This is a genomic window from Bradyrhizobium sp. KZN70725 (assembly GCF_055264925.1).
This window is the reverse complement of the sequence record NZ_JBUYWT010000078.1, coordinates 17952-29644: the sequence shown is the minus strand read 5'-3', so window position 1 is coordinate 29644 and position 11693 is coordinate 17952. Positions and strand designations below refer to the sequence as shown.

The window sequence follows — 11693 nt, the reverse complement described above, 5'->3', positions numbered from 1 at the left end:
CGAGGCGACGGCGGCAACCGAAGCTGCCTGGCTGCTGATTGCACACATCAGGCTCCTGACCCGCAGACTCGCGGCTGCAGCTAAGGTTGGGTGATTTATGAGTCAGACTCTGAGGAGCGCCACCGGGTCCGCGCGAAGCGCGGCCCGATGACAGGCTCCGCGCGTCTCGAAGGATGAACGGCCCGGCTGGTGCCCGTCCATGCTTCGAGACGGCCGCTTCGCGGCCTCCTCCAGCGGCAAAGGCGAAGCCTTTGCGCGGGCATGACGGATAACGGGAAAACCGTACGGCCCGACCTCAGGCCCTCGCGGCCTTCATCACGCCCCAACCGGCGATCGCGGCCATCAGCAGCGAAATCAGCGCGTTGTAGCCGGCGAGCGAAATGCCGAGGAAGCGCCACTGCACCTCGTCGCAGCGCACCACCTTGACCTTGTCGAGCTGGTCCAGCAGCGAGCCGGCCTTGCCGAAATCCACCATCGGGCCGGTGCAATCGGTCGGCCCCGGCCAGACCCCCCATTCGACACCGGCGTGATAGGTGCCGAGCCCGGCATTGGCGAGCGCGGCGAGGCCGAGGATCACAAGGCCCGCGAGCAGCACCGGACGCGGCGCGTCGCGGGCGGCCGCGAGCGCCACCACGGCGCCGAGCGGCACCGCGAGGTAATAGGCATAGCGCTGCTCGAGGCAGAGCGGACAGGGCATGATCTCCAGCACGAGCTGGAAGAACCAGGCGCCGGCCAGGGTCGCCGCCGCGATCACGGCAATCGCCAGCGCCGAGGTCAGCGCCGGATTGCCGGCGGCGGAAGCATGCGACGGATGGGCGGTGGCAATCGTCACGTCGGTCCTCCGGGGCGCATCGTTCGGGAGGGTCATGGGCCCTGCTCCAAGGTCGTCGATTGCGGTCGTATCGCGTGAAAATACCGCTGTCGAGGCGCGGGACAATCACATCCGCGCGGGTTGACCGTGACGGCCGCCGTCCGCCGCGGTCAGATCGCGTTCAGTCGGTGATGCGTGGGAACGCGCAGGCCCCACTGGGTCATCGCCGCCTGCAGCTCATCGGAAAAGAAAAGGCTCGGATTGAGCAGCCTGCGTTCATGTACGTCATCGAGATCGACGAACCGGACAATAGCGTTACGCTCGCGCCTCCGTCTCGAAGTAGGTTGCCGCAGCCGCGGCCAGGCTTGGGGACGGTGGCAGCGGCTGCCGCCGCCGGGCAAACTCTTCCGTGACTGCCATACGGACGGCAACGGCCTTGCGTCGTCCTCGGGGTCACACCCGCCGGAAATTCCGCTGCCGGGGCGCGGGACATCCCGCCCGCGCGGGTTGACCGTGACGGGCCGCCCGCTATAGTCCGCCGCGCTTCGCGACCCCGGCCTTCCCGGCCGGGACCATTGCGAATGCCCCTGTGGCGGAACTGGTAGACGCGCTCGACTCAAAATCGAGTTCCGCAAGGAGTGCTGGTTCGATTCCGGCCAGGGGCACCAACTAGGCTGTTCGCATCATTCGCAAGCGTTCGCAGCCGTCCGCGCGGCGCTTCAAACCCTTGAAAAATAGGCACTTCTGCATAACTCGGTGATCGTCACCGTTTGTTCTCATCCGATCCCAGCCGTTCGATTTGTTGGTATTTCTGTTGGTATCGGGAGAACAGATGTTCACGGCAACTTCCGTTATTCCTGACTAAAGGAATTGAGCAGATGGCCCGCAAGAGCGACGGCGCGCACGCAAATCCAAAGCAGATCAGGACTGACGTTGACTGCCGAGCTGCCCGCCCGAAATTCGGCGGGGACGCGTGGTAGCGCGCTCCGCGCCGCTTCATCTCGGCCTCAGCATTATAGGGCATGTATTTCGCAACTCCGGCCAGCACTTCTTCGCGCCACGAAAAACCGGTGATGCGCTTGCCGGCGACCAGCAGCTTGCCATCCGAGAGTTTTGTGTTGAGCAGGCCGCAATAGCCGTGGCAGACGGCGGAGACGATGCCGCCACGCTCCCAGATGACGCGAGTGATCTCTTGCAGCCCTTCGCTGTCCGGAAAATCCCACATGACTGCGTGACCGCCGGTGAAATAGATCACATCGTAATCCGCTGGGTCGATCTCATCAGGCCGCGCCGTCGCCGACAGAAGCGCCATGCGGCTCTTGTTCGCCAGCCACGCCTTTGCCGAGGCGTCCAGGAGCGGCCATTTGAGCGCGCGAGGTTCGAGCGGAGACGACCGCCCTTCGGGCTCACGATCCTCTGTTCGTAACCTTTTTCCGCGAAGACATCGAAGGCGTGCGTCAGTTCGGACAGCCACAACCCGGTCGGGTGCGACCGATCGTCATAGTAGGCGACGTTGCTGACGACATGGAGAACACGCCTACTCATTGTTGCAATACCTTCGAAAAGCCCGAAGAAAGGAGCGCGCCGGAGATAGTCCGGCGCGCGTCATTCATCCACGGATGAACGCGAGAAGATCGGCGTTGATCACATCTGCGTTGACCGTGAGCATCCCGTGCGAGAAACCGGGATAAATGATCAATTTGCTGTTTTGCAGCAGCTTGTCCTGCATGAGCGCTGCCGCCTTGTAGGGGACCACCTGGTCGTCGTCGCCCTGCATCACGAGAGTCGGGACGGTGATCGCCTTCAAATCCGCGGTCTGGTCGGTTTCCGAGAACGCCTTGATGCCTTCGTAGTGAGCCTTCGCGCTTCCCATCATGCCTTGCCGCCACCAGTTCTCGATGACCCCCCGCGAGGGCTTGGCGCCCGGCCGGTTATATCCGTAGAAGGGACCGGCGGGCACATCGAGGAAGAACTGAGCGCGGTTGGCGGCAAGCGCCGCGCGGAAACCATCGAACACGGCGATTGGCGTGCCCTCGGGATTCGCGTCGGTTTTGACCATCAGGGGTGGCACTGAGCTGACCAGCACCGCCTTGGCGACGCGCCCTTGTGGTTGGCCATGCTGCGCAACATAGCGCGCAACCTGCCCGCCACCTGTCGAGTGGCCGATATGGATGGCGCTTCGAAGATCAAGATGCTCGGCGACCGCCGACGCATCGGCGGCATAGTGGTCCATGTCGTGGCCTTCGCTGACCTGGCTTGACCGTCCATGGCCGCGCCGGTCGTGCGCGACGACGCGAAAACCCTGCTTGAGAAAGAACAGCATCTGGTTGTCCCAGTCGTCGGCGCTGAGCGGCCAGCCGTGGTGGAAATGGATAGGCTGCGCGTCCTTTGGCCCCCAATCCTTGTAAAAGATGTCGGTCCCGTCCTTTGTTTTAACAAATGCCATGACGACTTCTCCTTTGTTGACAGGCCCACTCCGGTGATGTCGCTTTCAAATCGCGGGCAGAGCGTTCAATGAACGCGGCAGGTACAAGACCATCTGCGCGTCTTTGACGACATCGAACCGCAAGATGGTGCCCACGCCTAACCCGTTCAGCAACTGGCTGATCGGACCGCCGGCGCGCGACAGTTTAACATCGCGCGGAAACAGCGTCTGTGCGAGTTCGATAGGGTTGGTAACAAACTGTGTCTGCCGCCACTCGCCATCCACCAGCCCGATCGACGTGTTAGTTGAGAGGCGCGACTGCGATGTTATCCGGCGAAGCGTCGGCAGTGGTGCGGTCAACGTCACGTCCGATTTTCCGTCGGTCGCTGCGATGCTGGCCGTGATGCCGTTCGACGAGACATCAAGCCTTATGTCGGTCAGCCATTTCGGTAGTTGATAGCCATAGACTCCGCGCACGCGGGCGATCTCGGTATCTACCGGCAACGCCAGCACATGCGCGAAGAAGCTCTGCCGCCGTATCGAGTCGAGCAGCTCCAGCACGTGTGGTCCACGCGCGCCTGGCCGGCGGATGACGATGGCGACCGATACCTCGTTATAAGGATCGTTGTCACAGACCGCGTAGGAGAAGAAAGTGAGCGCTACGAGTCCGTATCCGGGCAGCGCATGCAGCGGCTCAAGCGGCGACGGCAACATCGAACGCAGCTTCTTGAGCGGCGCGAGCATCAAAGCCTGCACGTTGCTGGTGCGGTAGTAGAAGTTGGGCGCCCACGTCGGGCCGATCCGCGACGGAACCATCACTTTCGGGATGCGCCGGAAGAAATCGATATTGCCGGCGGTTGGATCTTTTGCCACCTCGTCGAGCTCGGGATTGGAGCGAAAGCGGTCATAGTAGCCGCCTTTCGGCACCATGACCTTGTGACCGGCGAACTCGACTTCCGTTAGGTCTTTAGCCATGAACGATGACTTTCGTCGATAAGCGAGGCCGGCGGACGGCCCATGGTATGCCGCTCGTCCCGCCAGCGGACGGGATGGTAACGTTGAAGTCCAGTTTAAGCTCAAGCATTAATTGCGGTTCCCTCCGCTGGTTGCGATCCCGGCGATCTGCCATCAAGCCGCCGCCTTTCGTTCCGTCACCCAGCGGCGATATTGGCGCGCGCTGCGCTTTGCCTGCATCTGCGAGGTAAGCAACGCCCAGACCGGCGATACGTTAGGCGCGCTGCGCCGGTTTCGGCTAAGGCGGACTAACTGGTAGCGGACGGCGGCCATATACGCCGAAGACGCGACCGGCTTGTTCTTCCAGGTGATCGGCTTGAGCTTTGGAGCGTCCGATTTGCCGAGCCGCCAGTTGTGCGGCAGGTTCGGCTCGATCGCGAGTGCGGTCGCGATTCCTGCCATGGCCACCCCACTCTTGATCACGTTTTCCGCCACTTCACGGCGCCGGATGCCGCCCGTGACCATCAACGGCATCGTTGCGACCGCGGCGATCTCGCGCGCGAATTCGAGAAAATAGGCTTCGCGCGCCAGTGTGCGTTCGTCGCGCGCCGAGCCTATCATGGCAGGCGCCTCGTAGCTGCCGCCCGATAGCTCCACGAGATCGACGCCGAGCGGCGCAAGCATCGCAACCACGGCCTGAGCATCCTCCGGCGAGAAGCCACCGCGTTGGAAGTCGGCCGAGTTCAACTTGACCGACACCGCAAAGCCAGACGACACCGTCGCCCGCACGCCGCGCACGATATCGAGCAGCAAGCGTGCGCGATTCTCCAGATTGCCGCCCCATTGATCCGTGCGGTGGTTCGCGAGCGGCGACAGGAACTGGCTCAGCAAATAACCATGCGCCGCGTGGATCTCGACACCGGTGAAGCCCGCGCGTTCCGCGAGGGCTGCGGTGGCCACGAAGCGGCGTTCCACCTCGGCAATGTCGGCCGCTGTCATCGCACGCGGCATCGGGAAGACCTTGGACTGCGCGCCAAGGTCGAGCGGAATCGCGGATGGCGCCAACGTCTCCTGTCCGAGTCCCGCCGGCATCTGGCGGCCGGGATGATTGATCTGCATCCAGACCTGGCCGCCGCCCGAGCGTGCGGTGTTCGCCCACGTCTTGAAGCGATCGAGGAAGCGATCGTCCTCCAGCACGACCCCGGCCGGACCGGTCATCGCGCGCGCATCGACCATCACATTGCCGGTGATGATCAGGCCCGACCCGCCCGCGGCCCAGGCCTGGTACAGGCGGATCAGTTCGGCCGATGGCGCATGATCGGCATCGGCCATGTTCTCTTCCATCGCCGCCTTGGCGACGCGGTTCGGGATCACGGCGCCACTAGGCAGCGCCAGTGGGGAAAACAGCGACATTATGGATCTCCAAGCAGAAAGTTGGACAGACCATAACCTTTGAGTTAAGTTGAAGGTCAACCCTTTTTCGAGGATTGTTCGCGATGAATATCGGGGAACTGGCGAAGCGAACCGGGCTGACCAACTCGCGGATCCGCTTCTATGAGCGCGCCGGGCTTTTGAAGACGGTCGAACGGCTGCCGAACGGCTATCGGACCTATCCTCCGGAGGCGGTGCTGATGCTCGAATTGATCACAACTGCGCAGAACGCTGGATTCAGCCTCGACGAAATTCGTTCGCTGCTGCCGTCCGATCTCGAGCAGTGGGATCATCCTGTGCTAATCGACACACTCCGTCGCAAGGTGGCGGATATCGGGAGATTGGAGGCGCGGCTCGCGCAGAGCAAGGAGCAACTGGTTGCGCTTATCAAGGACATCGAAGCGAGGCCTGACGACATCGACTGCGCTGCCAACGCACGGCGGGTGCTGTCGCAATTGCTAGGCAAGGAGATGGAGAGACCAACAGTGACGGTCGGTGACGTGAAGCTTTTCGGCAAAACAAGGCGTCGTCGACGTCCCAGAGCCGGCTAAATGCACTGGAATCATCATCGACCGCGCGGGCGGCGATGTGCGCCTTTTTGAACTGAGCTAACATCGTTGGCTGTTGGCCCATCGCGATATTTGCTGCGGTTGCGCAAAGGAGGTCCGTATTGAAGCCACGCGGACTTCGCCGCCGGTTTATGAGTACACGGCCTAGCACTACTTTGGCAGATTGTGTTTTCGCCGCTGTTTTTCACGGATTTGCTTTCGGCAATATGGGCACTGCTGAGACGGCGGCCGAAGGATGAGATCGACGATGGCGTGACGTACGGCTGGCATGGTTGGCTGAGGCGGAGGCCCGTTGATTCTTTTTTTTCCGCCCCGCGTATGCGAGGCGACGATGTTGCAGGAAGGCGTAGGCAATCATTGTCATCAAGGCGTGGCGATGAAGACCTTGCCATGATCGCCCTTCGAAGTGATCAAGTCCAAGTTCCTCCTTCAACTGCTGATGCGCCTGCTCACAAATCCACCGTGCCTTGATGGTGGCGGCCAGCGTGCGCAGATCCGTCGCCGCCGGAAGATTGGCCAGATAGTATTTCTTCTCCCCGGACGCACGTTGCTCGCCAATGAGCCAGGCTTCGTCGCCTGGGAGATGCTGCTGACCTTTATCCCATATCCGCTGCGGAGGGCCGTCGGCGGTCCGGACACGGAGAGCAGCAAATTGGGCTTTAAGCCGACCTTTCGTCCCGCTACGCCAACTCACGGTTTTCCATTTGGCGCCGGCGAGCATTTGTTCTGCGGCAATCGATAAGATATCGGGCACGTGGTGCTTTCGTGGTTTTCCGCGGACTTTGGTAATCGGCCAAATGAGCTTCACATCGACCGGATACACTTTCTGGTGCCGAGGGATGCCGACAGCCCAGGTCAGCCCGCGCTCTGTTAGCCCTTGTCGAAACGGTGCGCTGAGGCCGTATCCTGCATCCGCCAGCACACATCCAAAGCGCACGTTGGCTGCCATCGCGCGGTCAATCTCGGCTAGAGCAATCTCGGGCTTGGACCGTGCCGTTCGATGTTCGACTGGCACGCGAGCGCGCTTCAAACGAGATACGTCGCTTGTCCAACTGTCAGGCAGAAAGAGACGTAACGCGACCATCACGGGCACTTCGCCGCGCGCAAGCGTCAAAGACACCAGCGTTTGGCAATTTGCCGTTTTACCGAGAGCCGACGCGTATTGAGCCGCAACACCGACCGAGCGCTCACCCTTCTTCGGCAGTGAGGTGTCATCAATAACCAGCACCGCATCCCTGCCGCCGACAAGTCGGTCCGCCTGGTTGAGCAACTCTGTTTCCAGCGGCGTCGCGTCCCAGACACCGTCCGCAATGAAATGGTGCAACTGGTCGTAGTTGCCCGAGGCAAGGCGCTCCGCCATCGGCTGAACGCTCTTGCGATCGCCCGGACCGATCAATCCCGCAACATACAGAGGACACATCCGCTGCCGGGTCTTATGACCCAGCCGGTCCAAGAACGGCATCAGCCAACGTTCGAGTTCGTCTTCCCATCCGGGCATGGTCAGCCCTCCCAGAGCCGACCACCCATGAATCATTGAAAAATTGATTCGGGAATCCTATAAAACGCGGCAAAATCAACAATCTGTTCGCGGTAGGGACCCCCATCACTGGGCGCCCCCCGCGCAGATCCCGGCGAGCCCAATTAAGGCACCGGGCTCCTACCTCGGGTGTTTGACGGCGAAGCGCAGCTTCGGCCATGGATGAAGGATGCGAACCTTGGGGAGCCAGTCGTCGGTGATCTGCGTTATGCGATCCCAGGTCAGACAGTTCCGCTGACTGCGCCGCCGAAGCGTACGCCTCCAGAGGTCGGTCAGATAGAACCGAAACGCATTGAGCGCTCGGCCATTCGTCGGGACAGCAAAGTACGCAAAGTGGCCGGTCACGACCTGCCTGAGCCATCTCCCCTGTGCAGGGATCGGCCAGTGCATTCGGCGCCTCAGCTCCTCCTTGATCTCGCGGAGTTTGGTTCGCATGCGGTCGCTACGGGTCTTCCGTTGAAGCTGGAAGCGCCCTTGGCGTGATTTGCCGCAGATGAATGTGAACCCCATGAACGCAAAGGTTTCCGGCTTTCCGAGTCCGCGCTGCTTACGTTGAGCCGCCGCATGGCGACCAAACTCAATCAGGCGGGTCTTGGCCGGATGGAGCGTCAGCTCGCACTCCTCCAGTCTCGCGCGCATCGCATCGAGGAAACGACGTGCGTCGTCCTCGCGCTCAAAGCCGACCACTAGTCGAGTCGCCCGGGGGAGTTTCACCCCCAGGCGCTCACAGATCCGGACGTGAACGTCTCCGCTCATCCGGCTCTTACCGTCCAGCCGTCGTCTTGTGCAGCATCGGCCAATGGGCCAACAGCGTGGGGGTGCGGCACGCAATGTCCCGTACCCAGTGCTCTGCCCGTCTTCGATGTCGCCGCAGACGTTTGTATTTCGACATCGCCCATCGCGCGAGACATCGGTCGAGATGGCGTAGTGTCGGGTAAAGCGCCGATTTGTAGTACCGACCATAGTAGTTCATCCAGCCTCGAATGATCGGGTTGAACATCCTCGCCAGGTCGTCGATCCTCTTATCCACCCGGCAGCGTAGTTGCCAGGCACGGATTTCCTGTCGGATTGCCTTCGTCGCGGCATTGCTGACACCGGGGCTGAAGTTGACGAAGTGCTTTCCCCAACGGTTCTTCGACCGACGGGCGCGGAACGTGTAGCCCAAAAAGTCGAATTTCTGTTCAGGATAATCACCTCGCCGGTCGTCATCCTTACAATAGACTATCTTCGTCTTGTCCGGATGAAGCTCCAGTCCGCATTCGGCAAAGCGCTTCGCAAGCGCCTCCTTCAGTTGTTGTGCCTGCCGCTCACTGTCGCAATGGCAGAGAATATCATCGGCATAACGCTCGAACGGGATGCTCGGATGATTTCTTCGCATCCACATGTCGAACGTATAGTGGAGAAAGAGATTCGCCATCAGCGGTGATACCACCGAGCCCTGCGGCGTGCCCTTCTCACGGGGTTCAAGGGTGCCGTCTTCCAGTTGAACGGGAGCTTTAAGCCACCGTTCAATGTACAACAACACCCAAGCGCAGTCCGTGTGCTTCCGAATCGCCTTGAGCAAAAGCTCATGCGATATCGAGTCAAAATAGGCCCGAATGTCGAGATCGAGCACAAAGGGATGCCGCCAGCATCGCTGGCGAGCAACCCCAACGGCATCGAGCGCCGATTTTCCGGGTCGATATCCGAACGAGTCTGGATGAAAGTGCTTCTCCAAATCCGGCTCCAGATATCCTTTGACGACCGCCTGAGCAACGCGATCCGACACCGTAGGAATTCCTAGCGGCCTCTTCCCGCCGTCGCGCTTGTCGATCTGCACACGCTTGACCGGCGGTGGAAAGTAGCTGCCCGAAGACATTCGATTCCAGAGCTTGTACAGATTGCTCTGCAAGTCTGCCTCGAACACCTCGATCGACTGCTCGTCCACACCGGCTGCGCCCCGATTTGCTTTAACCCGTTTGTACGCCTCCCAAACCCAGCGCTTGGGGATGTCATACGGCTTTGCTTGACCCAAAAGAGTCCTCCCGTTTCCGGTTGTTCTTCCAATCAAGCGGGACAGTGCCGTGCCTTCGCTCCGCCACCATTACAGTGCCTTCGTCACTACTACACACGGCTCCGTCCCTGCATCGCGCATTGGTACTCAGACTCTTGTGGGGCTTCCACTTGAACCATTCCCTTGGCATCGCGATACAGGTTCCCACGTTCCGCACAGAAGCCTGAACCGAGGTCACGCCACCTCGCCTGCCGGACGCCGCCTGAGCCGTAAACAGGTATCGCTCAGACTGATCCCAAGATAACGACTACCCCTTGGTTTTGACGTCTTCCCTACGCTTTCGACAGTTCATCGGTGGTTCGCTTGCGCTCGTCTCCTCGATCCTTACCTGACAGAGTCTCGCTCTGCCTTTTCCGGTCTCGCTCACCACCTCGACCATTGGGCCGAAGCAGCAGCCGGTGGTTTGAACCCTGATCCTGCAACCCGAGTTCGAGGGGCCAACCCCCATCTTCTGTGCAGCAAGGCTGCTCAAAGGTGCTCTACATCACACCTCCTTCGCGCCGTCGTGGCGCACGTCGAGTCGCCCGGGGGAGTTTCACCCCCAGGCGCTCACAGATCCGGACGTGAACGTCTCCGCTCATCCGGCTCTTACCGTCCAGCCGTCGTCTTGTGCAGCATCGGCCAATGGGCCAACAGCGTGGGGGTGCGGCACGCAATGTCCCGTACCCAGTGCTCTGCCCGTCTTCGATGTCGCCGCAGACGTTTGTATTTCGACATCGCCCATCGCGCGAGACATCGGTCGAGATGGCGTAGTGTCGGGTAAAGCGCCGATTTGTAGTACCGACCATAGTAGTTCATCCAGCCTCGAATGATCGGGTTGAACATCCTCGCCAGGTCGTCGATCCTCTTATCCACCCGGCAGCGTAGTTGCCAGGCACGGATTTCCTGTCGGATTGCCTTCGTCGCGGCATTGCTGACACCGGGGCTGAAGTTGACGAAGTGCTTTCCCCAACGGTTCTTCGACCGACGGGCGCGGAACGTGTAGCCCAAAAAGTCGAATTTCTGTTCAGGATAATCACCTCGCCGGTCGTCATCCTTACAATAGACTATCTTCGTCTTGTCCGGATGAAGCTCCAGTCCGCATTCGGCAAAGCGCTTCGCAAGCGCCTCCTTCAGTTGTTGTGCCTGCCGCTCACTGTCGCAATGGCAGAGAATATCATCGGCATAACGCTCGAACGGGATGCTCGGATGATTTCTTCGCATCCACATGTCGAACGTATAGTGGAGAAAGAGATTCGCCATCAGCGGTGATACCACCGAGCCCTGCGGCGTGCCCTTCTCACGGGGTTCAAGGGTGCCGTCTTCCAGTTGAACGGGAGCTTTAAGCCACCGTTCAATGTACAACAACACCCAAGCGCAGTCCGTGTGCTTCCGAATCGCCTTGAGCAAAAGCTCATGCGATATCGAGTCAAAATAGGCCCGAATGTCGAGATCGAGCACAAAGGGATGCCGCCAGCATCGCTGGCGAGCAACCCCAACGGCATCGAGCGCCGATTTTCCGGGTCGATATCCGAACGAGTCTGGATGAAAGTGCTTCTCCAAATCCGGCTCCAGATATCCTTTGACGACCGCCTGAGCAACGCGATCCGACACCGTAGGAATTCCTAGCGGCCTCTTCCCGCCGTCGCGCTTGTCGATCTGCACACGCTTGACCGGCGGTGGAAAGTAGCTGCCCGAAGACATTCGATTCCAGAGCTTGTACAGATTGCTCTGCAAGTCTGCCTCGAACACCTCGATCGACTGCTCGTCCACACCGGCTGCGCCCCGATTTGCTTTAACCCGTTTGTACGCCTCCCAAACCCAGCGCTTGGGGATGTCATACGGCTTTGCTTGACCCAAAAGAGTCCTCCCGTTTCCGGTTGTTCTTCCAATCAAGCGGGACAGTGCCGTGCCTTCGCTCCGCCACCATTACA

Annotated in this window: 9 protein-coding genes, 1 tRNA gene and 1 pseudogene; 2 read left to right on the top strand and 9 right to left on the bottom strand. The window is 60.6% G+C overall.

What is annotated here, in order from left to right; all coding sequences use genetic code 11:
- Positions 1 to 295: 295 nt before the first annotated feature.
- Positions 296 to 868 (bottom strand): disulfide bond formation protein B, encoded by a 573-nt coding sequence (locus tag ACZBJS_RS38415; protein ID WP_316396450.1) that lies wholly within the window; start codon positions 866 to 868, stop codon positions 296 to 298.
- A gap of 526 nt (positions 869 to 1394) precedes the next feature.
- Between ACZBJS_RS38415 and ACZBJS_RS38410 the strand changes: the two genes are divergently transcribed.
- Positions 1395 to 1479 (top strand) — tRNA-Leu (locus ACZBJS_RS38410).
- A gap of 308 nt (positions 1480 to 1787) precedes the next feature.
- Here ACZBJS_RS38410 and ACZBJS_RS38405 read toward each other — a convergent pair.
- The 4 genes and pseudogenes from ACZBJS_RS38405 to ACZBJS_RS38390 form a co-directional block, all read right to left on the bottom strand.
- Positions 1788 to 2356 (bottom strand): annotated as a pseudogene (locus tag ACZBJS_RS38405) (type 1 glutamine amidotransferase domain-containing protein); the annotation flags it as partial.
- A gap of 64 nt (positions 2357 to 2420) precedes the next feature.
- The gene (locus ACZBJS_RS38400) at positions 2421 to 3257 is read right to left on the bottom strand and encodes an alpha/beta fold hydrolase (RefSeq protein ID WP_463440012.1); all 837 of its coding nucleotides are present in this window, start codon (positions 3255 to 3257) and stop codon (positions 2421 to 2423) included.
- 45 nt (positions 3258 to 3302) lie between these two features.
- The gene (locus ACZBJS_RS38395) at positions 3303 to 4211 is read right to left on the bottom strand and encodes an acetoacetate decarboxylase family protein (protein WP_076824978.1); all 909 of its coding nucleotides are present in this window, start codon (positions 4209 to 4211) and stop codon (positions 3303 to 3305) included.
- Positions 4212 to 4364: 153 nt separating this feature from the next.
- Entirely contained in the window at positions 4365 to 5603 is a 1239-nt protein-coding gene (locus tag ACZBJS_RS38390) for an NADH:flavin oxidoreductase/NADH oxidase family protein (RefSeq protein ID WP_253588163.1), read from the bottom strand.
- A gap of 83 nt (positions 5604 to 5686) precedes the next feature.
- Between ACZBJS_RS38390 and ACZBJS_RS38385 the strand changes: the two genes are divergently transcribed.
- Positions 5687 to 6172, top strand: a complete 486-nt coding sequence (locus ACZBJS_RS38385) for a MerR family transcriptional regulator (RefSeq protein ID WP_076824976.1) — start codon at positions 5687 to 5689, stop codon at positions 6170 to 6172.
- Positions 6173 to 6374: 202 nt separating this feature from the next.
- Here the strand turns inward: ACZBJS_RS38385 and ACZBJS_RS38380 are convergent, their stop codons facing one another.
- The 4 genes from ACZBJS_RS38380 to ltrA (ACZBJS_RS38365) form a co-directional block, all read right to left on the bottom strand.
- A complete protein-coding gene (locus ACZBJS_RS38380) occupies positions 6375 to 7724 on the bottom strand; it encodes an IS701 family transposase (protein WP_463440011.1) in 1350 nt (449 codons plus the stop codon).
- Positions 7725 to 7847: 123 nt separating this feature from the next.
- Positions 7848 to 8414, bottom strand: coding sequence for an RNA-dependent RNA polymerase family protein (locus ACZBJS_RS38375; protein ID WP_463440010.1), 567 nt, complete (start codon positions 8412 to 8414; stop codon positions 7848 to 7850).
- Positions 8415 to 8490: 76 nt separating this feature from the next.
- Positions 8491 to 9741 carry a group II intron reverse transcriptase/maturase gene (ltrA, locus tag ACZBJS_RS38370; RefSeq protein WP_463440009.1) on the bottom strand — a complete coding sequence of 417 codons (1251 nt, stop codon included), beginning with the start codon at positions 9739 to 9741 and terminating at the stop codon, positions 8491 to 8493.
- Between the two features lie 627 nt (positions 9742 to 10368).
- On the bottom strand, positions 10369 to 11619 hold the full coding sequence (ltrA, locus tag ACZBJS_RS38365) for a group II intron reverse transcriptase/maturase (protein WP_463440009.1): 1251 nt from the start codon (positions 11617 to 11619) through the stop codon (positions 10369 to 10371).
- Between the last annotated feature and the right edge of the window lie 74 nt (positions 11620 to 11693).

Excerpts from the sequence above, each read along its gene's own strand:
- ACZBJS_RS38415 (WP_316396450.1), bottom strand. The coding sequence starts at position 868 with ATGACCCTCCCGAACGATGCGCCCCGGAGGACCGACGTGACGATTGCC.
- ACZBJS_RS38400 (WP_463440012.1), bottom strand. The coding sequence starts at position 3,257 with ATGGCATTTGTTAAAACAAAGGACGGGACCGACATCTTTTACAAGGAT.
- ACZBJS_RS38395 (WP_076824978.1), bottom strand. The coding sequence starts at position 4,211 with ATGGCTAAAGACCTAACGGAAGTCGAGTTCGCCGGTCACAAGGTCATG.
- ACZBJS_RS38390 (WP_253588163.1), bottom strand. The coding sequence starts at position 5,603 with ATGTCGCTGTTTTCCCCACTGGCGCTGCCTAGTGGCGCCGTGATCCCG.
- ACZBJS_RS38385 (WP_076824976.1), top strand. The coding sequence starts at position 5,687 with ATGAATATCGGGGAACTGGCGAAGCGAACCGGGCTGACCAACTCGCGG.
- ACZBJS_RS38380 (WP_463440011.1), bottom strand. The coding sequence starts at position 7,724 with ATGATTCATGGGTGGTCGGCTCTGGGAGGGCTGACCATGCCCGGATGG.